The following is a 22955-nucleotide window of genomic DNA, read 5'->3' on the forward strand; positions in this document are numbered from 1 at the left end:
TTAATGTATTATTGTAAGAGTGTTTGAGCACATATTAACGATATTCCGCTGTATACCATTTAAGGATATATAAGAGTGTCGAAACAGGAGAGAGTTTTATGAATAAATTAATTCAAGATATTACATCAGAACAACTACGTTCAGATATTCCTGATTTCCGCCCTGGAGACACAGTTCGTGTCCACGCCAAGGTTGTTGAAGGTTCACGTGAACGTATTCAATTGTTCGAAGGTGTTGTAATTAAGAAACACGGTACAGGCGTTAGTGCTACATATACTGTTCGTAAGATCAGTAGTGGTGTTGGTGTTGAAAGAACATTCCCACTAAACACACCTCGTGTTGACAAGATCGAAGTTATCAGACATGGTCGTGTACGTCGTGCTAAGTTATACTACCTACGTGATCGTAAGGGTAAGGCTGCACGTATCAAGGAACGTCGTCGCGATATCTAATATTGCAATTAAAGAGATGCCTACGAGGCATCTTTTTTTGTATCAAAAAAGGATACTCATTCGAGTATCCTTAAATTTAGAATATTTGTGAACGATACAATCCGACAACCTTACCAAGAACTTCAACATTGTCCAAAATAATTGGATCCATTGTATCATTTTCAGGTTGTAGACGGTAATGTCCGTTTTCACTGTAGAATCGTTTGCAAGTGGCTTCAATATCTTCAGTCATTGCAATGACGATTTCACCATTGTTAGCAGTATTTTGCTCGTGAACAATAACTTGATCACCATCAAAGATACCGGCATTTATCATACTTTCACCGTGAATATCTAACATGAATAGTTCACCAGAACTACGATTTAAGTCAGGTGGAATTGGGAAGTAGCCTTCAGGGTTACGCTCAGCTGTGATAGGTTGACCAGCAGCAACAGCACCTAGGATCGGAATTTGCTTCGATTTAACACCGATTGAATTCAATCCAGCAACTGTCAATTCAATTGCTCTTGGCTTAGTTGGATCACGTTGTAAGTAACCTTTTTTCTCAAGTCGTGATAAATGACCGTGTACAGTTGACGTTGAAGATAGATCAACTGCCTCACAGATTTCTCTGACGGTTGGTGGATAGCCATGATCGTCTAAATAATCATGGATGCATTGTAAAATTTGGGATTGTTTAGAGCCCTCAGCTTTTGACATTAGAACACCTCATTGTTAATATCTTATTTAGATTGTATCAGAATGATGATATAAATTCAAACAAGTGTTCGGTATAATTAGGAGATATATAGAAATGAAAGAACAAGAAGAACTAATTGCTAAGATAAATGAATTAGCACACAAGTCCAAGAATGGTGGATTGACACCTGAAGAGGCGCATCAACAAGGCGTGCTTCGTAAAAAGTATTTGGAAAATTTCCGTGCCAGTTTTAGATCACAAATCGAAATGATGAAGGTCTATGATAAGGAAGGAAAAGAAGTAACACCAAACAAAGTTAAAGAAATTCAACGTAAAAAGGGATTACGTGACGATTAGTCTTTTAATTACATTAAATTTTTTGTATCATTATAAGATGTATGGAAAGGGTGAAAATAAGATATGGGAATAACGATCGCAGTTGGAGTTTTGGCTTTATTAGTTGGATTGATCATTGGTTTCTTCGCCGCAAGATGGTATATGAAGAAGTACTTTGAAGATAATCCACCAATTAGCCTGATATGATTAAACAAATGATGGCACAAATGGGACAAAAACCATCACAAAAGAAGTTGAATCAATTGATGAGCTCAATGAAAGCACAACAAAAGAAAGAAAATAGCAAAAAGTAAAATTTAAGCATTTTAATTTCTAATAGGTAGACCTTGATTATTAAGTTAATCAGGGTCTACCTATTTTTTTGTTTAAAATACAAAATGTATAATAATTCCCGAACTATAATAATTTTAATAATTAAAATATTCTTTTTTAAAACGAATTCACGAATGATTATTAAAATTATAGATATTAATGTACGTCTTTTCCTTGAAAAATAAAATAATAGCTGTTAATATTTGAGTACTAATTAGAAAGGGTAAACAAATAATGAAAGATGTTGCAATAATCATGGGTTCCATTTCAGATTTAAAAACAATGGAAAAAACTATTGAGACACTTGAACAATTGGAAGTTAGTTATGAAGTTAAAGTGATCTCTGCACATAGGATGCCGCAAGAAATGCTTGATTTCGCAATTGGAGCAGCAGCAAATCATTTCAAAGTCATTATTGCCGGTGCTGGCGGTGCTGCACATTTGCCAGGTATGATTGCTTCTTCAACCATACTTCCAGTTATCGGTGTACCCGTTAAATCCAGTACGCTCAATGGCATAGACTCACTGTTATCTATTGTACAGATGCCTAGTGGTGTTCCAGTCGCTACCGTTGCAATTGGTGATGCTGGAGCAACTAATGCAGCGATTCTAGCTACCAAGATTTGTGCATTAGAAAACGAACAATATGCAATCAATTTGATTGATTATCAAAATCGAATGCATGACAAATCAGTAGAAAGTGGGAAAAATCTTGAATAATCAATCTTTATCTGGTTCAACAATTGGCATCATTGGCGGAGGTCAGTTGGGCCAAATGATGGCGTTGTCTGCAAAAGAAATGGGATATAAGGTAATCATTCTTGATCCACAAGACAATTGTTCAGCTGCGCAAGTATCAGATGCACAGATCGTTGCAGAATATGACGACTTGGATTCTCTGATTGAATTAGCAAAACATGTAGATGTAATGACATATGAATTTGAAAATGTTGATGCTGAAACTATCGAAGAAGTATCTCAATATACTTATATTCCACAAGGAACAAAGGCTCTGACTGTTACACAAAATCGAATTTCTGAGAAGGGATTTTTGGAGGATAACGGCTTTCCAGTTGTGCCACATGCAATCGTTGAAGATATGAAGGAATTTGAACAGGCAATAAAAAAAATTGGAATTCCATCGATAATCAAGACGACACGCGGTGGATATGATGGTAAGGGTCAAATCAGAATTGAAGATGAATCATTCAATGGTATTGGAGATTTAGTAAGTTCTTCAGAGTGTATTTTAGAAAAAACAATCGACCTAGATAAGGAAGTATCAGTGGTTATATCAAGGAATATTGCTGGACAAACGTCTATTTTTCCAGTTATAGAAAATATCCATCGAGATAACATTCTTCATCTAAGTATTTGTCCAGCTCGTATCAGTGATAAGTTGAGTCAACAAATTCATGAAATTGCTGAAGGAATATCTGAGAAGTTAGAGCTAGTAGGAACTATGTGTGTTGAATTTTTTATTTCTGCACAAGAAGACTTGTATGTAAATGAAATTGCACCACGACCACACAATTCAGGACATCTGACAATTGAATCGTGTAATATTTCTCAATTTGATGCTCATATCAGAGGAATTTGCAATTTACCGATGCCAAAAATAAACCTATTACAGTCGGCAGTTATGGTTAATTTATTAGGTCAGCATTTGGTTAATGCGAGATTAGATGTTTTCAATCATGCTGATTGGCATCTTCATGATTATGGAAAAGATGAAATCAAGCATAATCGGAAAATGGGGCATATAACTATTTTGATCAATGATGTTAATGAAACCCAAAAAAGTATTGAAGAAAATCCAATTTGGAACGTATAGGAGAAATTATGGATAATCAATTGATTTATTCTGGAAAAGCTAAAGACTTATTCAAAACTGATAACGAAGACGAATTGCTAGTGGTCTATAAGGATCAAGCAACAGCTTTGAATGGTAAGAGAAAGGAAATGTTTCCTGGAAAAGGTATCTTGAATTGTCAAATTTCTACCTTAGTATTTGATTATTTGATCGAAAACGGTATTGAAACACATGTAATTAAGAATATTTCTGATCATGAACAATTGATCAAAAAGACTGAGGTAATTCCGCTTGAAGTTGTTTTGAGAAATCGTGTATCTGGAAGCTTAGCTAAGAAGTTTGATTTGATTGAAGGTGAGATGTTAGAAACTCCAATCATTGAATTTTATTTCAAGAGTGACAAGCTTGATGATCCATTTATCAATGATTCACAAGTCATCTCACTGGGCATCGCTACCCAATCGGAAATTGATTATGTCAAAGAACAGGCCCTAGAAGTAAATCATTTGTTGATCAAATTTTTTGGTGATAAAAAACTTGATTTAATTGATTTTAAGCTTGAATTTGGACGTTTGAATGGGAAGGTCATTCTTGTCGATGAATTTTCCCCAGATAACTGCCGCCTATGGGATCAAAGTAGTCATACATCACTAGACAAAGATATTTTTAGACAAAAAAAAGGCGACTTAGTGGAAACATATCAAAAAGTGCTGGATAGATTAACGGCTAAATAAGGAGAAAAAAATGATTCTTGTAAAAATTTATGTAACTCTAAAGGATTCAGTTGTTGACGTGCAAGGTGAAGCTATCAAAGATGCAACGCATACCATGGGATACCCTGGTGTATCTGAAGTAAGAATGGGAAAGTATTTTGAATTAAAGTTCGATGATAGTACTGAAAGTCTTGAAAAAGATGTTGATGAAATCTGTGATGGATTACTAGCCAATCCTAATATTGAAAGTTACCGTTATGAAATTGCGGAGGAAGCATAATGAAATTTGCAGTTATTGTTTTCCCTGGTTCTAACTGTGACATGGATCTTTATTACGCCATTCGTGACGGAATTGAACAAGAAGCTGATTTGGTCAGCTACAAAGAAGAATCATTAGATGGATACGATGGAATTTTAATTCCTGGTGGATTCTCATATGGTGACTATCTTAGAAGTGGCGCAATTGCCAGTCATGCACCAATTATCAAGGAAGTAATAAGGTTAGCCAACGAAGGTAAACCAGTTTTGGGTATCTGTAATGGATTCCAGATTTTAACTGAAATTGGATTATTACCGGGAACACTAACTAATAATCGACAAAACCGTTTCATATGTAAACAAGTTGAATTAGTAGTTGAAAATAACAAAACCATCTTTACTAACAAATATAATTTGAATGAAAAAATTATGGTACCAATTGCACATGGTGAAGGCAGATATTACTGTGATGAAGAGACATTATGGGAATTAAATGAGAATAACCAGGTTGTTTTTAGATATAGTCAGGATGTAAATGGTAGCGTTGAAGAAATCGCTGGAATTACTAATAAGCAAAAGAATGTTTTAGGTATGATGCCCCATCCAGAAAGAGCAATTGAATCTATTCTAGGTTCAGATGATGGTTTGAAGTTGTTCAAGTCGATGTTAGAAACTCAAAAGAACGGGGTGCAAATATAGTGAGTGAACCAACACCAGTACAAATCAAAGAAGAAAAGATTTATCAGACATGGGGATTAAGTGATTCTGAGTATGAATTAATCAGTGAGAAGATTTTAGGCAGATTGCCTAACTACACTGAAACCGGCTTATATTCCGTTATGTGGAGTGAACATTGTTCATACAAGAATTCAAAAAAGGTTCTTCGTAAGCTTCCAAATGATAGCTCACGTGTATTAGCTGGTCCAGGTGAAGATGCCGGTATTATTGATATTGGCGACAATCAAGCAGTTGTTTTTAAGGCAGAGAGTCATAACCATCCATCTGCAGTTGAACCTTATCAAGGTGCGGCTACAGGTGTTGGTGGAATTATTAGAGATATTTTTTCAATGGGTGCAACACCAATTGCATTGCTCGATAGTTTGAAGTTCGGTCCAATTGACAATGACCAAACTAAACATTTGGTTAAAGAAGTAGTTGCTGGGATCGGCGGATATGGTAATTGTATTGGTATTCCAACTATTGGTGGAGAAATTACATTTGAGAAATGTTATGAAAAAAATCCATTGGTTAACGCGATGTGCATTGGATTACTTGACAATACACAGTTCAAACATGGTCAAGCAAGTGGTAACAATAATCTAATCGTATATGTTGGATCAACAACTGGTCGTGATGGAATCCATGGAGCCACATTTGCCTCAGATGAATTTTCAAACAAGAAAAAGAAGCAACGTTCAGCGGTACAAGTTGGTAATCCATTTATCGAGAAGTTATTGATGGATGCTTGTGTTGAGATTATCCAAGAACATTCAGATTGGATTCTGGGAGTTCAAGATATGGGAGCAGCTGGTTTGGTATCATCAACTGCTGAAATGGCTTCAAAAGCTCAAAGTGGTTTGATGCTGAATCTAGATAACGTTCCTCAACGTGAATCCGGAATGAGTGCATATGAAATGATGCTATCTGAATCTCAAGAGCGAATGGTTTTATGTATCAAGCCAGAGTTTGAGGATGATGTATTAGACTTCTTTGAAGCATATAACTTAGATGCTGTAATTATTGGAAAGGTAACCTCTGATAAGCAATATAAAATTTATCATCAAAATAAACTAGTTGTTGATATTCCTATTGATAGTTTGACGGAAGATGTTCCTGAATATGACCATCAAGGTGTTAAGCCAGCTAGACTTGAAAACAATAATGATCAATTCGTTCCGGAAATAAAATCTTTTAAAGAATCATGGATGAATATTTTGAGGAGTCCTTCAATTGCTTCAAAATCGTATCTATACGAAACATATGACTCGCAAGTTAAAAGTAATACAGTCGTTAGACTGGTAGTGATGCTGGAGTTGTTCGCATTAGAGGAACAAAAAAGGCTATTGTCGCAACCAACGATAGTAATTCTAGATATGTGTATGTCGATCCATATATCGGGGGTCAGATAACAGTATTAGAAGCCGCTAGAAATATTGTTGCTAGTGGTGGTATCCCTGTAGGAATAACAGATTGTTTAAATTATGGAAATCCGGAAGATCCAGAAATATTCTGGGAATTGGACCAAAGTGTTCAAGGAATTGCTGATGTATGTAACAAGTTTGATGTTCCAGTCATTTCGGGGAATGTTTCTTTATACAACGAATTTAATAAGGAAGCTATCTATCCAAGTCCAATGATTGGAATGGTCGGTCTAATTGAAGATATCAGCCATATCACGACATCTTCATTTAAGGACTCAGGTGACTTGATTTATTTGTTGGGTAATACTGGCAATGATTTTAATGGTTCAGAAATACAAGAACAACAATTGGGTACCGTTCAAGGAAAACTTAACGAGATTGATTTAGATATTGAATTGAATAATCAACAATTGATTTTGAAAGCAATAAAAAATAATTTATTAAAGAGCTGTCATGATTTATCAGACGGTGGGTTAGTTGCAGCTATTTCAGAATCAGCTTTTGAAAATGAATTAGGATTCAATATTCAAACAGTTTTAACATCTAAGCAGATGTTTTCAGAAACACAGTCAAGATATTTAGTAACGATTGAGAGCAAGGACAAGGAGTCCTTAGAAGAAATTTTTAAAGATAATTTTGAGTGTCTTGGCTTTGTAACTAATGATTCAGTATTTTCTATTCATACGAGTGACGATGAGATGGATATTGAATTAAGTGAGTCCTTGAGTAACTGGAAAGAGGCAATCCCATGTTTAATGAAGTAAAAAGTTTGAATGAAGAATGTGGAGTTTTTGGAGTCTGGGGAGCAGAAAATGCTAATTATTTAACATATCTGGGACTGCACAGTTTACAGCACCGTGGACAAGAAGGGGCTGGAATAGTCACCAATGATAATGGCAAGTTAATGAGTTATCGCAATCTTGGACTTGTATCGCAAGTTTTTTCAGATCAAAAGAACTTGTACGCATTAACTGGTAATTCAGCAATCGGTCACGTTAGATATTCTACTGCCGGAGAAAATAAAATTGAAAATGTTCAACCATTGTTATTTGATTTTACGGATGATCAATTTGCACTAGCTCATAATGGTAATTTAACTAACGCAATTACTTTAAAAAAAGAACTTGAACAAAGTGGTCACATTTTCAAATCAAGTTCAGATTCTGAAGTTTTGATGCATTTGATCAAAAAATCAAATAAGTCAAATCTCATAGACAAAATAAAAGAATCGCTTAATACGATTCAAGGTGGATTTGCTTATTTATTGATGACGAGAGATTCATTAATTATTGCTTTAGATAGTAATGGCTTTAGACCATTGTCGATTGGACAATTGGAAAACGGCTCATATGTTGTTGCAAGTGAAACTTGCGCATTAGATGCTGTTAATGCGAAGTTTGTTCGCGATGTTTTGCCAGGTGAACTGATCACTATCAATGATGAAGGTATGAAGATTGATCATTGGACGACAAAGACCAAATTAGCATTTTGTTCAATGGAGTTTGTTTACTTCGCCAGAGCTGATTCTAATTTGTTAGGAATAAATGTTCATTCCGCTAGGAAACGTATGGGAAGAAACCTTGCTGAAGAATATCCAGTTGAAGGAGATATTGTCGTAGGAGTTCCAAACTCGTCATTGTCCGCTGCCAGTGGTTATGCTGAAGCAATTAAGCTTCCGTATGAAATGGGACTCATTAAGAATCAATACATGGGACGTGAATTTATCCAGCCTACACAAGAATTAAGAGAAAAGAGCGTTCGCCAAAAGCTAGCAGCTGTTAAAGGTGTGGTGAAGGATAAACGTGTAATTTTGGTAGATGACTCAATTGTACGCGGAACAACGTGTGCATATATCGTCAAGATGTTACGTGATGCCGGTGCTCGTGAAGTTCATTTAAGAATTGCTTCACCACAATTTAAGTTTCCTTGTTTCTTTGGAATTGATATTCAAAAGAAGAGCGAGTTAATTGCTTCTCATAAATCAGTTGAAGAAATGAGAAAAATGTTTGATGCTGATTCATTGGAATTCTTGAGTGAAGAAGGATTGGTTGATGCCATTGGTTTGAGTAAGGATAGAAACCTACCTGATTCAGGTCTTGATCTGTCATACTTCAATGGAAAATATCCAACATACTTATATGACTACGCAGATGAAGTAGAAAAAGATTCATAAAGGAGATTATAATGACGAATCCTTACGAAGATGCAGGGGTAAATGTTGAGTCAGGTTATAAGATTTCCAAATTTGTTAAGCAAAAAACTGCAGATAAAAAATCCAATATCGGTAGTTTCGGTGGAATGTATGAGATTCCGGATGGCTATAAAAAGCCTGTCTTGATTTCTAGTAATGATGGAGTAGGAACTAAGTTACTATTAACGGAAAATGGGAAACTTGACACTATCGGAATAGATTGTGTCGCAATGTGTGTCAACGATATTCTTGCACAAGGGGCCAAGCCAGTATATTTTTTGGATTATATTTCAACTGGTAAGGTTGATGATAAAGTTGAAAAGATATTAACAGGAGTGATTGAGGGATGCCGTCAAGCAGGTGCCGACTTGATTGGCGGAGAAACTGCCGAAATGCCAGATGTTTACTCTGAAACAAGTTATGATATTGCTGGTTTTTCTGTCGGAATTTGTGAAAAGGATAATGTCCTTAATAAAGCAAACGTAAAGAAAGACGATGTTTTAATTGGGATTTCATCTAGCGGATTACACTCGAATGGGTATTCATTGATCAGAAAGATTTTCTTTAAAGATCATGACTTTAACATGGATACTAAATTGTCTGAATTGCCAAATGGTTCACTTGGGGATTATCTACTAGAACCTACTAAGATATATGTTAAAGATGTTCTACCATTATTGGATGATAAAAAAATACATGGAATTGCTCACATAACTGGTGGTGGATTCTATGAAAATATTCCAAGAATGTTGCCAAATGATCTTTCAGCTGTGATTGATACTGATAGTTGGGTGAAAAACGAAATATTTATGGCAGTTCAAAAGTATGGATCAATCAAGTCAGAAGATATGTATCATGTCTTTAACATGGGACTGGGAATGGTTTTAGCAGTTGATCCTAAAGAAGAATCACATGTGTTGTCAGAATTAAATAAGTCTAAGTTACAAGCGTGGAATATCGGTAAAGTGACTAACAGAGTTAAGAATAGTATTGAACTAACGGGGGTGGATGCATGAGAGTAGCCATCTTTGCTTCAGGTAATGGTACTAATTTTGACGCAATTGCTAACTCTACTGAATTGCAAGAGGCAGGATTAGATATAGAAGTTTTGGTTTGTGATCAGCCCAATGCACCAGTAATACAAAAGGCAAAAAATCTAAATATTCCAGTGTTTGTTAATGAGCTTAAAAATTTTCCTAATAGAAAAGAATATGAACGTACCATCGTTGATAAGCTAGTACCTTTTGAAGTTGAGTATATTTTTTTAGCAGGTTACATGCGAGTGGTGACCAGTGACTTTTGAATGAATATAGAAATAGAATCATTAATATTCATCCCTCGTTATTACCTAAGTTTTCAGGGTTAGATGCAATACAACGTGCATTTGATTCGGGCGATACAGAAACCGGAGTAACGATTCATTATATTGACGAGAATGTTGATACGGGACCAATTATTTGTCAAAAATATATTCCAATTTTAAAAACAGATAATGTAGAAACATTGGAAGAACGAATCCACACTAAAGAACATGAAATGTACATCAAAGTAATTCTTGATTTAATAAAAAAAGAAAGCGAGAACGTTAATTTTGAAAAAGGCATTGATTAGTGTTTCAGATAAAACTGGAGTTGTTGAATTTGCTCAGAGCTTGATTGAAAAGGGATATGAAATCATTTCAACAGGTGGAACATATAAAAAATTGCAAGAGAATAACGTTTCCGTAATTGAAATCGATGAAGTAACTGGTTTTCCAGAAATCTTGGATGGACGTGTTAAGACACTGCATCCCAAAGTACATGCTGGTTTGTTGGCTAAAAGGGATAATCCAGAGCACATGGAAACCTTAAAGAAGTTAAACATTGATACGATTGATTTAGTTTGTGTTAATTTATATCCATTTAAAGAAACAATTTCTAAGCCTGATGTAACACTTGATCAAGCTATTGAACAAATCGACATTGGTGGCCCGTCAATGATCAGATCAGCCTCAAAGAATTACAAGAGCGTATTTGTAGTTGTAGATCAACAAGATTATCAAGTTGTTATCGAACATTTAGATGATCAAGATAACTTGGATTTAAGACAAAGATTGGCAGCCAAAGCATTTAGACATACAGCTCAATACGACAGTATCATTGCTGGATATTTATCAAACCTTAACGGCGAAGAATTTCCTGATGTTGAAACATTGTCTTATGACTTTGAACAATCACTACGATATGGCGAAAATTCTCATCAAAAAGCAGCTTTTTACAAGAGTTCATTACCAACTAAGTATTCCGTTGCCTCTGCAGTTCAACTTCATGGTAAGGAATTATCTTTCAATAATATCAAAGACGCTGATGCGGCATTGAGAATTGTTGCCGATTTTGATCAACCATGTGTAGCGGCGCTCAAACATATGAATCCTTGTGGCGTTGGTGTTGATGACGAATGTATCTACAAAGCATGGCAGAAGGCATATAGTGCCGATAAGATTTCTATTTTCGGAGGAATCATTGCCTTTAACCGGGAAGTCACAGCAGAAGTTGCTGAAGAGTTGCATAAAATTTTCCTAGAAATAGTTATTGCTCCTAGTTTTACTGCTGAAGCGTTAGAGATTCTTGAATCAAAGAAAAATATCAGATTGTTGACGGTTGATTTTACTGAAGCTAAGAATGCTGATAAGTACGAGTACGTTTCAGTTATGGGTGGATTATTAGTTCAAGAACGTGATACTACAGTCGACAGCACCGATGATTTTGAAGTTGTAACAGATAAACAACCAACTGACGAAGAAGTCAAAGCTTTATTATTTGGACAAAAAGTTGTTAAACACGTTAAGAGTAATGCAATTATCATTTCCACAACTGATAAGACACTTGGTGTTGGTGCTGGACAAATGAATCGTATTGGATCAGTTAAAATTGCTATTGAACAAGAGGAAACTGGTGATACACATACACCACTAGTTATGGCATCAGATGCCTTCTTCCCAATGGATGACTGTGTCCAATATGCTGCAGAACATGGCGTAACAGCAATTATTCAGCCTGGTGGTTCGATCCATGATCAAGATTCGATCGATATGGCAAATAAATATGGCATTGCAATGATCTGTACAGGCAGACGTCACTTTAGACATTAAGAGGTAAAATATGAAAATACTTGTAATTGGGTCTGGCGCTCGTGAACACGCTATATGTGATGCACTCTCGTCAGAAAGCAATAAAATATTTTGTGCGCCAGGAAACGACGGTATGAAGTTATCAGGTATCAATATTGCCAAAATAGACGAAGATGATTTTGATGGTTTGGTAAACTTTGCCATTAAAGAAAACATTGCATATACGATTGTTGGACCTGAAGCACCGCTAGTAAATGGAATAGTTGATTTTTTTGAGGCACATGGTTTAAGAATTTTTGGCCCCAATAAGAGAGCCGCTCAGATTGAAGGTTCGAAGGCATTTACAAAATCACTTTTGAAATTAGCTAATGTACCCACGGCTGAATATTCTGAATTTAGTGATTTCAAAGCTGCAGAGAAGTATTTGAAACATTTATCTGAATATCCAGTTGTAATCAAGGCCGATGGTCTTGCGGCTGGTAAGGGTGTTTATATTGTTGAAAATGTTGATGAAGCAGTTCAAGTAGTGGACGGCCTATTGAATGGACATAAGTTTGAAACTAGTAAAATTGTTATTGAAGAGTATCTAGACGGTGAAGAGTTTTCACTAATGGCGTTCGTTAATAATGGCAAGTTCTATCCTATGCCCGCTGCACAAGATTATAAGAAATTAAAAGACGACGACAAAGGGCCTAATACTGGTGGAATGGGTGCCATTTGCCCCGTTAGTAACATTTCACAAGCTACTTATGATCGAGCGGTAAATAAGGTACTTAAACCTTTTATTGAGACCTTAACTGAAGATCACATCAAGTACACGGGTGTTTTGTATGCAGGATTAATTTTGACTAATAAGGGAATCAAGGTAATTGAATTCAATGTTAGGTTTGGTGATCCTGAAACAGAGGTTGTTTTGCCACGTCTCAAGAATAATTTGGGGCATGTCATTTTCTCAATTTTGAATGATGATAATCCTGAAATTAATTGGGAAACGTCTGGTGTCGATTTAGGTGTATTTGCATCGGTTAGTGGTTATCCCGATTCACCTATTAAGAATGCAGATTTAGGAACGGTTGGTTCATTTGAAAATTTGAATTGTGAAATAAATTATGCAGGCGTTAAACTTAATGGAGATTCACTTTGTTCTGATGGCGGTAGATTATTCGTTGTTAAAACACATGCTGATGATTTAGTTGATGCTCAAAATAGGATTTATCAAGATATGCAAAAATTGAAACAAGAGAATATATTTTATCGTAAAGATATTGGTAATAATTCAATCTAAAACAAAAAATCGGCAATTATGAACTTTCACGTTCACAATTGCCGATTTTTTTGTTTATAATTATAAGGTTATTTATTTTTTACAGGTGGAATGTATTTGAAATTAGGATCGATCTTTTCATCGATGGCATCCCATGCTAATTCCATATCCTTGTTGACTTGCTTTGTTTGTGTTTCGTCAAGTTTAGCTTTAAAATCAAAGTCGATTTCAGGGCCAACGCCGATAGTTATTTTTTGATGCTTTAGTAGTCCAGAGAATTTCAATGGCCCTTGGTAAACAAAAGGCACTAGTGGTGCTTTCGATAGTTTAGCGATTAATGATGCGCCACCTTTTAAGTCCTCGGAATATCTAGTTCCAGAAGGAAACATAATTAGTACTTGTCCTTTTTTCTTGAGTGCTTTAACAGGTGTTTTAATTACTGAAGGTCCGGGATGCTTGCGATCTACAGGAAAAGCATGGGCATGGACTAAGATATATCTTAAAATCGGATTTTTGAATAGCTCTATTTTTGCCATAAACGTTGCTTCTTTAGGTGCAATTGCTAAAGCAAAGAAAATTGGTTCCCACCAATTTCTGTGCGGTGCAACGATGATAAATGGTTTGTCAGGTATGTTTTCTTTACCGTCGATCTCAAATCGTCCATTTAACAAGAAGACGATACCTCTGGCAATAACACGGATGAATTTATAAAACATAAATTATCATTCTCCCTAAAATAATTTTTACTTTAATAAAATACCACAAAGCAGGTGTAACATGTCTAATCTTTCTCAGGATATAATTTCAAATAGTGGAATTAAAATTTTCCAGGATAAGGAATTATATTCGTTTAATCTAGATACTATTTTACTTTATAATTTTGCAAAAACCGTAAAAAAAGGCAAAATTGTTGATTTGTGTGCCGGTAATGGTGCAATTGGATTAAGTCTGGCATCAAAAACCAAAGCACAGATCTACTTGGTTGAACTTCAAGAACAGTTGTCTCGACTTGCTGAAAAAAGTGTTAGTGAAAATGGATTAGAAAACCAGGTCGAAGTAATCAATACTGATATTAAGAATATTCAAGATCATATAATGCATGATTCTATTGATATGTTAGTTTGCAATCCACCATATTTTACTTCAAAGCAAACAACTTTGATCAAGGATAATCAAGTTTTAGCAATTGCTAGGCATGAGCTCAAAACAAATATTAACGAAGTATTATATACGATCAAGGTTCTATTGAAGGAAAACGCTCATGCATACATTGTGTATCGTCCTGATCGATTAAGTGACCTATTTGCAGGGATGTCTCAGAATCTTCTGCAAGCGAAAAGAATAAGGTTTGTTAGGTCACATGCCAACGATGATGCCAACTTGGTTTTGGTCGATGTAATCAAAACTGTGAAGTCCGCTTCTTTGAGAGTGGAACCGGATTTGATAATGTATGATGGTGATAATTTGAGTACGGAGGGTAAAAGGATAATTGATGGAGAATGACGGTTATTTTGTTTACATACTATTATGTGCAGACAAAACATTTTACATTGGTACCAGTAATGATGTATCAAAGAGGGTAGCAACTCATAATGCGGGTAAGGGTGCTAAGTATACCAAGACACGTCGCCCAGTAAAGTTGTTATATCACGAAGATCAGCATACTAAGTCTGATGCATTAAAACGAGAAATTGAATTAAAAAAGTTTAGCCGCAAAAAAAAAGAACACTTTTTGCAGAGTAAAGGAATTAATTGGCGAGATTTCTTGATTTCGTGAGTAGATTCCACTATAATATTTTCTTGTATTGAATACACACACTTAACGATTCAGTTGTTGGTGCGCTACGGCGTGTCAACTGAACACGACTTAAGTGGAGGTAAAAACCAGGAGGAATTTTTTATGTCAGTTATTTCTATGAAACAACTACTTGAAGCCGGTGTACATTTTGGACACCAAACAAGACGTTGGAACCCTAAGATGAAACCATTTATCTTTACACAAAGAAATGGTATTTACATCATTGATTTACAAAAAACAGTTCGCATGATCGACGATGCCTACAACTATATGAAGGCTGTTGCCGGTGATGATGGTATCTTCTTATTCGTTGGTACAAAGAAACAAGCACAAGATGCTATTGAAGAAGAAGCTACACGTGCTGGTCAATACTACGTTAACCACCGTTGGTTAGGTGGTACTTTGACTAACTGGAACACAATTCAAAAACGTATTAAGAGATTAAAGGATATCAAAGCAATGGCAGAAGACGGTACTTTCGAACGTCTTCCTAAGAAAGAAGTTGCTTTGCTTACAAAACAACAAGCTAAGTTAGAGAAGTTCCTTGGTGGTATCGAAGATATGCCAAGAATCCCTGATGTTATGTTCATCGTTGACCCTCACAAGGAAAACATTGCTGTTAACGAAGCTAAGAAACTTAACATTCCTATCGTAGCTATGGTTGATACAAATACTGATCCAGATGACATCGATGTTATCATCCCATCAAACGATGATGCTATCCGTGCCGTTCGCCTAATTGTTTCTAAGATGGCTGATGCTATCGTTGAAGGTAAACAAGGTGAAGAATCAGTTGCTGCTGATGATTTTGCTAAAAATGATAATGCTTCATCTGACAAATCAATCGAAGATGTTGCTGAATCGTCTGATAATGGTAACGCAGAAAAATAAAAAGATAATAGTTATAGATAGAGTCATCTGAGCAAGATGGCTTTATTTATACGACTGGAGGATATTCATGGCTAAAATTACTGCTGCTCAAGTTAAAGAATTACGTGATAAGACAAGCGTTGGTATGATGGATGCTAAAAAGGCATTGGTTGCTGCTGATGGTGATATGCAAAAAGCTATCGACGAACTTCGTGAAAAGGGTATTGCTAAGGCTGCCAAGAAGAACAGCCGTATTGCTGCTGAAGGTCTAGCAGAAATCGTTATTTCTGGTAACAAAGCTGCTATCTACGAAGTAAACTCAGAAACTGACTTTGTTTCATCAAATGACAAGTTCAAGAATCTTGTTGCTAAGATTGGTAAAGCACTTGTTGAAAATGAACCAAAGACAATGGACGAAGCATTGGCACTTAAAGCCGGTGACGAAACAATCAACGACGCTATCACTGGTTTGACAGCTGTTATTGGTGAAAAAATCACTTTGAGACGTTTCCAAATCGTTGATAAGACTGATGACCAAGTATTCGGTTCATATCTACACAATGGTGGATTGATTGCTGCACTTACACTTCTTAACGGTTCTGATGAAGAAGCTGCTAAAGATGTTGCTATGCATGTTGCTGCTATCAACCCAACATACTTGAATCGTGATGCTGTTCCTGCTGATGTTTTGGAACATGAAAAGAAAGTATTTACTGAAGAAACAAAAGCTGAAGGTAAGCCTGAAAAGATCATTCCAAGAATCGTTGAAGGCCGTCTAAACAAGTACTTGTCAGAAATTAGTTTGGCTGATCAAGAGTTTGTTAAGGATTCAGATATGACTGTTCAACAATATGTTGAATCAAAGAAGAGTTCATTAGTATCTTACGTTCGTTTTGAAGTCGGCGAAGGTATCGAAAAGGCTCAAGATAACTTTGTTGACGAAGTTATGAACCAAATCAAGTAATTAATTTGTAATTTTATAGAGGGGATCGCTTAATTCATATGAATTAAACGGTCTTTTCTTGTATATAGGATATATTTCGGTCAATTTTTGCGTAAAATTAGCTATTAATTCAATCTACTGTAATTGATTATGTTAAAATGTTTAGTAGCAAAATTAAAGGAGAGTACTTATGCCTGATATCAAGTATAAAAGAATTATATTAAAAGTTTCCGGTGAAGCTTTAGCTGGAGAAAAGGGATTTGGAATCAACCCTCCAGTCATCAAAAAAATCGCTGAACAAATTAAAAGTGTCCATGAACTTGGAGTTCAAGTAGCCATTGTCTGTGGTGGTGGTAACATCTGGCGTGGTGAAACAGGTGCTGAAATGGGAATGGATCGTGCCCAAGCAGACTATATGGGTATGATGGCCACAGTTATGAATGGTTTGGCCTTACAAGACGGTTTGGAACAATTGGATGTACCAACACGTGTACAGACTTCAATCGAAATGAGACAAGTTGCAGAGCCTTATATCAGAAGAAAGGCTGTTAGACACCTTGAAAAGGGACGTGTAGTTATTTTTGCTGGTGGTACTGGTAATCCATACTTCTCAACAGATACTACTTCCGTATTGCGTGCTGCAGAAATCGAAGCCGACGTTATCTTAATGGCTAAGAATAACGTTGACGGTGTTTATTCAGCAGATCCTAAGAAAGATCCAAATGCTAAGAAGTATGACGAGTTGACTCAACTTGATATCATTAATAAGAACTTAGGCGTAATGGACTCAACTGCTTCATCATTGTCAATGGATAATAATATTCCATTGATCGTGTTCAATTTAAATGAACCAGAAAATATTAAAAAGGTTGTCCAAGGCGAAAACATTGGAACAATCATAAAGGGTGGTAGTAATGACTGAAAATAACGCAGTTTCAAAAGCTCAAGAGAACATGTCCAAATCTATCGATGTATTGAGAAAAGAATTGGCTAATATTCGTGCCGGAAAAGCTAACGCTTCGATCCTTAACAATATTAAAGTAGAATACTATGGTACAGAGGTTCCATTGAATCAAGTTGCTTCAATCAATATCCCTGAAGCACGTGTCTTATTGATTTCGCCTTATGACAAGTCATCATTGGATGCTATCGAACACTCAATCAACTCATCTGATCTTGGTTTGAACCCTGCTAATGACGGTGACGTAATTAGATTGGTTATCCCACAACTTACTGGTGAACGCCGTAAGGAAATTGCTAAGCAAGTTGGTAAAGAAGCTGAAGAAACTCGTATCGCTGTTCGTAACGTTAGACGTGACGCAATGGATGATATTAAGAAGCAAGAGAAGAAGAGCGAGATCACCGAAGATGATTTACATGATTTAGAAGATCAAATTCAAAAGGTTACTGATAAAGCAGTTGCAGATATTAATAAAATCGCAGCAGATAAAGAAAAGGAAATCACTGAAGGGTAACCTTCGGAGTGATGGTTTATGACAGAAATTAATAATAGTGAATTAAGTTCTGAGTTAAGAGTTCCAGAGCATATAGCTATCATTATGGATGGTAATGGTAGATGGGCTAAGCGCAGTGGTCAACCTCGTATTGCAGGTCATAAAGAAGGCATGAATAATGTCAAACGTATTGCCACGGCAGCTAGTCATATGGGCGTTAAGGTGTTGAGCCTTTACGCCTTTTCTACGGAAAACTGGAGTAGACCTAGTAAAGAAGTCAGTTTTCTGATGCGTCTCCCAGTAGATTTCTTTGGAACATTTATGCCAGACTTAATTAAAGAAAATATTAAAGTTTTAGTTACTGGATTCACTGAGCATTTGCCAGAAAAAACCAAAAAAGTTGTTTTTAAAGCAATGGATGACACCAAGGACAATACTGGTATGGTATTGAACTTTGCGTTCAATTATGGTGGCCGTGCAGAAATCGTCAATGCGGCAAAAAATTTGGCAAAAGAAGCAGTTAATGGTTCAATTAGTCCAGACGACATTGATGATAAACTATTTGCGGATCAGCTATTAACTAGTCCTTTGGGAAGTTTAGCTGATCCTGATTTGTTAATCAGAACAAGTGGTGAAGAACGTATTTCTAACTTCTTGTTGTGGCAATTAGCCTATTCAGAAATGGTCTTTGATAAGACCTACTGGCCTGATTTTACAAAAGATAATTTGGTTGAAGATATCAAAATTTTTAACGACCGAGATCGTCGATTTGGTGCGATTTAATTTGGGGGAAGATTATGAGACAACGTGTAATCACGGCTGTTATTGCTTTAGCAATCTTCATACCAATCCTACTTGCGGGTGGAATTTGGCTTGAAATTGCTGCAGCAGCATTGGCAGTTGTAGGTATATTTGAAATTTATATTATGCGAAAACGAATCATTGTTTCAATGGATTTTGTGATCACAGTATTAGGAACATTGGCAGTTGCTGTTCCGATGAACTTTTACAAGGGATGGTTGCCTGACAGTTTTACACGACTGGACGTATTTTACGTTTTTGCCGTCTTGTTATTGATAATCACAGTGTTATCGAAGAACAAGTTTAACTTTGAGGATGTTGGTGTTTCAGTTGTATCGATGATCTATATTGGTACAGGATTCCATTATCTTGCTTCAGTTAGAAACTCTGATGGTGGTTTAGGACTATTGATGTTTGCATTGATCGTTGTTTGGTCAACTGATATCTTTGCATATACATTTGGACGTAAGATCGGTAAGCACAAGTTGTGGCCTGCTATAAGTCCTAATAAGACTTGGGAAGGTACCATTGGTGGTGTTGTATCAGCGTTGGTCCTTTCAGGTATTTACATGTACTTTGTACCACAACAATATTCAATGATATCAATGTTATTGATTGCATTTGTTCTATCCGTATTCGGACAAATGGGTGATTTGATTGAATCAGCATATAAGAGATACTACAAGGTAAAAGATTCTGGAAATATTCTACCTGGTCATGGTGGAATTTTGGACAGATTTGACAGTATGTTAATTGTCTTACCTTTGCTACATATTTTTGGCCTAGTATAGGCGATTCGTGGAGGTAAAAATGACCGCGATAATTACATTTATTATTGTTTTTGGAATATTGGTAATTGTTCATGAATTTGGACATTACTATGCTGCAAAAAAATCTGGAATTTTGGTTCGAGAGTTTTCAGTCGGAATGGGTCCCAAACTTTTTGCATATCGAAAAAATAGTACGACGTACACATTGAGACTATTGCCACTAGGTGGATATGTCAGAATGGCCGGAGCACAAGAGGACGATTCTGAGATACAACCTGGTACTATGGCCTCTTTGGTTTTGAATGACGAACAAAAAGTTAGGAAAATCATTACTTCAAGTAAAGTATATGATGCTAATGGTGTTCCAGTTCAAATATCCAAAGCAGATTTGGTAGATGCACTGACGATCGAAGGATATGAAAATGGTGATGAAACAGCTATCAAAACATATTCAGTAGACCACGATGCTACTATCGTTGAAGAAGATGGCACTGAAGTGCAAATAGCACCGAGAGATGTTCAACTTCAATCAGTATCTGTTTGGAAGCGAATGATCACTAATTTTGCCGGACCGTTCAACAACTTTATCTTGGCAATTGTTTGTGCTATTATTGCCGCCTTCATGATGAATGGTGTGATCGATAATAGTAATCAACTGGGTCAAATTCAAAGTGGTAGTGTTGCTGCACAAGCTGGATTGAAGGCTAATGATAGAATTCTTGCAGTCGGTGGTCATAAGACTAACGATTGGACGAGTCTGTCAACGACTATTCAAAATTATCCAGGCAAGAAGACTACTTTTAAGATTAAATCAGGAAATAAAGTTTCTAATGTTACATTAACTCCGAAAACAATTAAATCATCGGGTCAAAAATATGGTCAAATCGGCATAATGCCAAAACGAGACTATAGTTTTTCGGCTAAAATAAAATATGGATTTACGTACAGCTGGCAAACAACTGTGCAGATTCTACATGTATTAGGGAAAATGGTAACTGGTGGTTTCAGTATTAATCAGTTGTCTGGACCTGTTGGTATTTATTCGATGACGTCACAAGTGTCGTCACAAGGATTGTTGAGTATAATATTATTTATGTCGATGCTGTCAATGAACTTAGGTATCGTCAATTTGATTCCTATTCCAGCTTTGGATGGTGGAAAGATTTTACTTAATATTATTGAAGCAATTAGAAGAAAACCACTTCCAGAAGAATATGAAAATGTCATTACACTTATTGGGGTCGGCATTTTGGTATTACTGATGGTAGCTGTAACTTGGAATGATATCCAACGCTTTTTCATAAAATAGGGGGATAAAAATTTGAAACAATCAAGACTGTATATTCCAACATTAAAGCAAACTCCTTCAGATGCTGAGGCAATTAGTCATCAGTTGATGTTGAGAGCCGGCTATGTAAGACAAGTTTCTGCTGGTATTTACAGTTACTTACCACTAGCTTGGTCAGTAATTCGTAAAATCGAAGACATTATTCGTAAGGAAAATGACAAGATGGATGCTGCTGAAATGCGCATGCCAGCCATTATTCCTGCGGATCTATGGAAAGAGAGTGGTCGTTATGACACATATGGTCAAACCTTATTCAAGGTCAATGATCGTCACGATAGAGAATTTATTCTCGGACCAACTCATGAAGAAACCTTTACTAGTGTTGTAAAAGAAAGTTTGAATAGTTATAAAAAACTTCCTCTAATTCTATATCAAATGCAAATGAAGTATCGTGATGAAGACCGTCCTCGCTATGGTTTATTACGTGGTAGAGAGTTCAATATGTATGACGCATATTCATTTACCGCTGACAAAGATCAACTGGATGTTATCTTCAATCAAATGGAACAGGCTTATCGCAATATTTTTGATATTTGTGGCTTGAACTACCGTTCTATCATTGGTGATGCTGGTGCCATGGGTGGTACTGACTCCAAGGAATTCTCAGCCATTGCTGAGATTGGTGAAGATACTATTGCTTATTCAGACGAAAGTGATTATTCTGCTAACTTGGAGATGGCAGCAAGTAAGTTGCCAGACAATCCCCAAGCAGAACACAAAGAATCTGAACTAGTTGATACACCGGATGTACATACAATTGATGCTTTAGCATCACTTCTAAAAGTTGAAACTTCAACAATTATGAAGGCTGTTGCATATATTGCTGACGAGAAGCCTGTATTAGTTATGATTCGTGGAGACTATGAAGTTAATGATGTTAAGTTGAAGAATTACTTAGGTGCAGACTTCTTAAAAGAAGCTACAGCTGAAGAAGTTCAAAATGTATTTAAGAGCGTACCAGGATTCATTGGTCCTAAGGGCATTGCTGAAGATGTTCAAGTATTGTACGATAGCTCACTTGAAGGATTGACAAACTTTGTCGTTGGTCCTAACCAAGCTGACAAACACTTGATCAATGCAAACTTTGAAGATATTACAGATGAAGAACCAACATTTAGAGACTTCCGTGTTGTTAAAGAGGGCGAAATGTCACCTGATGGTCACGGTAATATTAAATTTACTCGTGGTATCGAAATTGGTCACATCTTCAAACTTGGTACTAAGTTCTCTAAGGCACTTGGTGCTAACTTCCTAGATGAAAATGGTAAATCAAATCCATTGATCATGGGATGTTACGGAATTGGTATCTCACGTCTATTGTCAGCTATTATTGAACAACATAATGATGAGAATGGTATTATTTGGCCAGTAGCTTTGGCACCATATCAAGTTCACGTTGTTCCAATTAAGTACAATAACGATGTTCAAGGCAAACTTAGTGATGAGATCGTGCAATTACTACAAGATGAGGGCTATGATGTCTTATTAGATGATCGTAAAGAACGTCCTGGCGTTAAATTTGCCGATTCAGATTTGATGGGTATGCCAATCAGAATCACAGTTGGTAAGAAGGCTGCTGATAATATCGTTGAATTGAAGATCAGAAGTACTGGCGAAACAATTGAAGTAAGTAAAGATGAATTAGTAAATTCAGTAAAAATATTGCTTAAGAATCAGTAAT

Annotated in this window: 23 protein-coding genes and 3 pseudogenes; 24 read left to right on the forward strand and 2 right to left on the reverse strand. The window is 36.2% G+C overall.

Going from position 1 to position 22955, the window contains the following annotated elements:
- Positions 1-98: 98 nt before the first annotated feature.
- Positions 99-452 carry a 50S ribosomal protein L19 gene (gene rplS / locus JCM14932_RS05780; RefSeq protein ID WP_025024054.1) on the forward strand — a complete coding sequence of 118 codons (354 nt, stop codon included), beginning with the start codon at positions 99-101 and terminating at the stop codon, positions 450-452.
- 76 nt (positions 453-528) lie between these two features.
- Here the strand turns inward: rplS and lexA are convergent, their stop codons facing one another.
- On the reverse strand, positions 529-1152 hold the full coding sequence (gene lexA / locus JCM14932_RS05785) for a transcriptional repressor LexA (protein ID WP_025024055.1): 624 nt from the start codon (positions 1150-1152) through the stop codon (positions 529-531).
- Between the two features lie 94 nt (positions 1153-1246).
- On the opposite strand from lexA, the gene JCM14932_RS05790 reads away from it, so the two are divergent.
- The 13 genes and pseudogenes from JCM14932_RS05790 (at position 1247) to purD (ending at position 13311) form a co-directional block, all read left to right on the forward strand.
- Entirely contained in the window at positions 1247-1489 is a 243-nt protein-coding gene (locus JCM14932_RS05790; protein WP_025024056.1) for a DUF896 domain-containing protein, read from the forward strand.
- A gap of 63 nt (positions 1490-1552) precedes the next feature.
- Positions 1553-1782: pseudogene (locus tag JCM14932_RS14665) on the forward strand (YneF family protein).
- Between the two features lie 253 nt (positions 1783-2035).
- Positions 2036-2521, forward strand: coding sequence for a 5-(carboxyamino)imidazole ribonucleotide mutase (purE, locus tag JCM14932_RS05800; RefSeq protein ID WP_025024057.1), 486 nt, complete (start codon positions 2036-2038; stop codon positions 2519-2521).
- Complete coding sequence (gene purK / locus JCM14932_RS05805; protein WP_025024058.1) at positions 2514-3635, forward strand: 5-(carboxyamino)imidazole ribonucleotide synthase; 1122 nt, start codon at positions 2514-2516, stop codon at positions 3633-3635. Before purE ends, purK begins: the two co-directional genes overlap by 8 nt.
- Positions 3636-3643: 8 nt before the next feature.
- Positions 3644-4348, forward strand: coding sequence for a phosphoribosylaminoimidazolesuccinocarboxamide synthase (purC, locus tag JCM14932_RS05810; protein ID WP_025024059.1), 705 nt, complete (start codon positions 3644-3646; stop codon positions 4346-4348).
- A gap of 10 nt (positions 4349-4358) precedes the next feature.
- A complete protein-coding gene (gene purS, locus JCM14932_RS05815; protein ID WP_025024060.1) occupies positions 4359-4607 on the forward strand; it encodes a phosphoribosylformylglycinamidine synthase subunit PurS in 249 nt (82 codons plus the stop codon).
- Positions 4607-5284: a phosphoribosylformylglycinamidine synthase subunit PurQ gene (gene purQ / locus JCM14932_RS05820; RefSeq protein WP_025024061.1), complete on the forward strand. Its 678-nt coding sequence runs from the start codon at positions 4607-4609 to the stop codon at positions 5282-5284. The genes purS and purQ overlap by 1 nt, the downstream gene beginning before the upstream one ends.
- Positions 5284-7490 (forward strand): annotated as a pseudogene (gene purL, locus JCM14932_RS14670) (phosphoribosylformylglycinamidine synthase subunit PurL). The gene purQ and the pseudogene purL overlap by 1 nt, the downstream one beginning before the upstream one ends.
- Positions 7475-8899: an amidophosphoribosyltransferase gene (gene purF, locus JCM14932_RS05830; protein ID WP_025024062.1), complete on the forward strand. Its 1425-nt coding sequence runs from the start codon at positions 7475-7477 to the stop codon at positions 8897-8899. The pseudogene purL and the gene purF overlap by 16 nt, the downstream one beginning before the upstream one ends.
- Positions 8900-8910: 11 nt before the next feature.
- The gene (gene purM / locus JCM14932_RS05835; RefSeq protein ID WP_034542692.1) at positions 8911-9933 is read left to right on the forward strand and encodes a phosphoribosylformylglycinamidine cyclo-ligase; all 1023 of its coding nucleotides are present in this window, start codon (positions 8911-8913) and stop codon (positions 9931-9933) included.
- A pseudogene (purN, locus tag JCM14932_RS17550) lies at positions 9930-10528 on the forward strand (phosphoribosylglycinamide formyltransferase). The gene purM and the pseudogene purN overlap by 4 nt, the downstream one beginning before the upstream one ends.
- Positions 10509-12047: a bifunctional phosphoribosylaminoimidazolecarboxamide formyltransferase/IMP cyclohydrolase gene (purH, locus tag JCM14932_RS05845; protein ID WP_025024064.1), complete on the forward strand. Its 1539-nt coding sequence runs from the start codon at positions 10509-10511 to the stop codon at positions 12045-12047. Before purN ends, purH begins: the two are co-directional and overlap by 20 nt.
- A gap of 10 nt (positions 12048-12057) precedes the next feature.
- Entirely contained in the window at positions 12058-13311 is a 1254-nt protein-coding gene (purD, locus tag JCM14932_RS05850; protein ID WP_025024065.1) for a phosphoribosylamine--glycine ligase, read from the forward strand.
- 68 nt (positions 13312-13379) lie between these two features.
- Here purD and JCM14932_RS05855 read toward each other — a convergent pair whose 3' ends face one another.
- The gene (locus JCM14932_RS05855) at positions 13380-14006 is read right to left on the reverse strand and encodes a lysophospholipid acyltransferase family protein (protein ID WP_025024066.1); all 627 of its coding nucleotides are present in this window, start codon (positions 14004-14006) and stop codon (positions 13380-13382) included.
- A 61-nt stretch (positions 14007-14067) separates the two neighbouring features.
- Here JCM14932_RS05855 and JCM14932_RS05860 point away from each other — a divergent pair, with 61 nt between their 5' ends.
- From JCM14932_RS05860 to JCM14932_RS05905, 10 genes are all read left to right on the forward strand, one after another.
- Positions 14068-14793 (forward strand): tRNA1(Val) (adenine(37)-N6)-methyltransferase, encoded by a 726-nt coding sequence (locus JCM14932_RS05860; protein WP_025024067.1) that lies wholly within the window; start codon positions 14068-14070, stop codon positions 14791-14793.
- The gene (locus tag JCM14932_RS05865; protein ID WP_025024068.1) at positions 14783-15067 is read left to right on the forward strand and encodes a GIY-YIG nuclease family protein; all 285 of its coding nucleotides are present in this window, start codon (positions 14783-14785) and stop codon (positions 15065-15067) included. The genes JCM14932_RS05860 and JCM14932_RS05865 overlap by 11 nt, the downstream gene beginning before the upstream one ends.
- A 123-nt stretch (positions 15068-15190) precedes the next feature.
- Positions 15191-15979 (forward strand): 30S ribosomal protein S2, encoded by a 789-nt coding sequence (gene rpsB, locus JCM14932_RS05870; protein WP_025024069.1) that lies wholly within the window; start codon positions 15191-15193, stop codon positions 15977-15979.
- A gap of 67 nt (positions 15980-16046) precedes the next feature.
- A complete protein-coding gene (tsf, locus tag JCM14932_RS05875) occupies positions 16047-16922 on the forward strand; it encodes a translation elongation factor Ts (RefSeq protein WP_025024070.1) in 876 nt (291 codons plus the stop codon).
- Positions 16923-17091: 169 nt separating this feature from the next.
- Positions 17092-17823: a UMP kinase gene (gene pyrH / locus JCM14932_RS05880; RefSeq protein ID WP_034542697.1), complete on the forward strand. Its 732-nt coding sequence runs from the start codon at positions 17092-17094 to the stop codon at positions 17821-17823.
- A complete protein-coding gene (gene frr / locus JCM14932_RS05885; RefSeq protein WP_025024072.1) occupies positions 17816-18376 on the forward strand; it encodes a ribosome recycling factor in 561 nt (186 codons plus the stop codon). Before pyrH ends, frr begins: the two co-directional genes overlap by 8 nt.
- A gap of 18 nt (positions 18377-18394) precedes the next feature.
- Positions 18395-19138 (forward strand): undecaprenyl pyrophosphate synthase, encoded by a 744-nt coding sequence (gene uppS / locus JCM14932_RS05890; protein WP_025024073.1) that lies wholly within the window; start codon positions 18395-18397, stop codon positions 19136-19138.
- Between the two features lie 14 nt (positions 19139-19152).
- Entirely contained in the window at positions 19153-19947 is a 795-nt protein-coding gene (locus JCM14932_RS05895; protein WP_025024074.1) for a phosphatidate cytidylyltransferase, read from the forward strand.
- Positions 19948-19966: 19 nt separating this feature from the next.
- Positions 19967-21235 (forward strand): RIP metalloprotease RseP, encoded by a 1269-nt coding sequence (gene rseP, locus JCM14932_RS05900; RefSeq protein ID WP_025024075.1) that lies wholly within the window; start codon positions 19967-19969, stop codon positions 21233-21235.
- A 12-nt stretch (positions 21236-21247) separates the two neighbouring features.
- Complete coding sequence (locus JCM14932_RS05905) at positions 21248-22954, forward strand: proline--tRNA ligase (protein ID WP_025024076.1); 1707 nt, start codon at positions 21248-21250, stop codon at positions 22952-22954.
- The last annotated feature ends 1 nt before the right edge of the window (position 22955 follow it).

Origin of the sequence: Companilactobacillus nodensis DSM 19682 = JCM 14932 = NBRC 107160 (assembly GCF_000615905.1) — a bacterium.
Classification (GTDB): Bacteria; Bacillota; Bacilli; order Lactobacillales; family Lactobacillaceae; genus Companilactobacillus; species Companilactobacillus nodensis.

Excerpts from the sequence above, each read along its gene's own strand:
- rplS (WP_025024054.1), top strand. The coding sequence starts at position 99 with ATGAATAAATTAATTCAAGATATTACATCAGAACAACTACGTTCAGAT.
- lexA (WP_025024055.1), bottom strand. The coding sequence starts at position 1,152 with ATGTCAAAAGCTGAGGGCTCTAAACAATCCCAAATTTTACAATGCATC.
- JCM14932_RS05790 (WP_025024056.1), top strand. The coding sequence starts at position 1,247 with ATGAAAGAACAAGAAGAACTAATTGCTAAGATAAATGAATTAGCACAC.
- purE (WP_025024057.1), top strand. The coding sequence starts at position 2,036 with ATGAAAGATGTTGCAATAATCATGGGTTCCATTTCAGATTTAAAAACA.
- purC (WP_025024059.1), top strand. The coding sequence starts at position 3,644 with ATGGATAATCAATTGATTTATTCTGGAAAAGCTAAAGACTTATTCAAA.
- purS (WP_025024060.1), top strand. The coding sequence starts at position 4,359 with ATGATTCTTGTAAAAATTTATGTAACTCTAAAGGATTCAGTTGTTGAC.
- purQ (WP_025024061.1), top strand. The coding sequence starts at position 4,607 with ATGAAATTTGCAGTTATTGTTTTCCCTGGTTCTAACTGTGACATGGAT.
- purF (WP_025024062.1), top strand. The coding sequence starts at position 7,475 with ATGTTTAATGAAGTAAAAAGTTTGAATGAAGAATGTGGAGTTTTTGGA.
- purM (WP_034542692.1), top strand. The coding sequence starts at position 8,911 with ATGACGAATCCTTACGAAGATGCAGGGGTAAATGTTGAGTCAGGTTAT.
- purD (WP_025024065.1), top strand. The coding sequence starts at position 12,058 with ATGAAAATACTTGTAATTGGGTCTGGCGCTCGTGAACACGCTATATGT.
- JCM14932_RS05855 (WP_025024066.1), bottom strand. The coding sequence starts at position 14,006 with ATGTTTTATAAATTCATCCGTGTTATTGCCAGAGGTATCGTCTTCTTG.
- JCM14932_RS05860 (WP_025024067.1), top strand. The coding sequence starts at position 14,068 with ATGTCTAATCTTTCTCAGGATATAATTTCAAATAGTGGAATTAAAATT.
- JCM14932_RS05865 (WP_025024068.1), top strand. The coding sequence starts at position 14,783 with ATGGAGAATGACGGTTATTTTGTTTACATACTATTATGTGCAGACAAA.
- rpsB (WP_025024069.1), top strand. The coding sequence starts at position 15,191 with ATGTCAGTTATTTCTATGAAACAACTACTTGAAGCCGGTGTACATTTT.
- tsf (WP_025024070.1), top strand. The coding sequence starts at position 16,047 with ATGGCTAAAATTACTGCTGCTCAAGTTAAAGAATTACGTGATAAGACA.
- pyrH (WP_034542697.1), top strand. The coding sequence starts at position 17,092 with ATGCCTGATATCAAGTATAAAAGAATTATATTAAAAGTTTCCGGTGAA.
- frr (WP_025024072.1), top strand. The coding sequence starts at position 17,816 with ATGACTGAAAATAACGCAGTTTCAAAAGCTCAAGAGAACATGTCCAAA.
- uppS (WP_025024073.1), top strand. The coding sequence starts at position 18,395 with ATGACAGAAATTAATAATAGTGAATTAAGTTCTGAGTTAAGAGTTCCA.
- JCM14932_RS05895 (WP_025024074.1), top strand. The coding sequence starts at position 19,153 with ATGAGACAACGTGTAATCACGGCTGTTATTGCTTTAGCAATCTTCATA.
- rseP (WP_025024075.1), top strand. The coding sequence starts at position 19,967 with ATGACCGCGATAATTACATTTATTATTGTTTTTGGAATATTGGTAATT.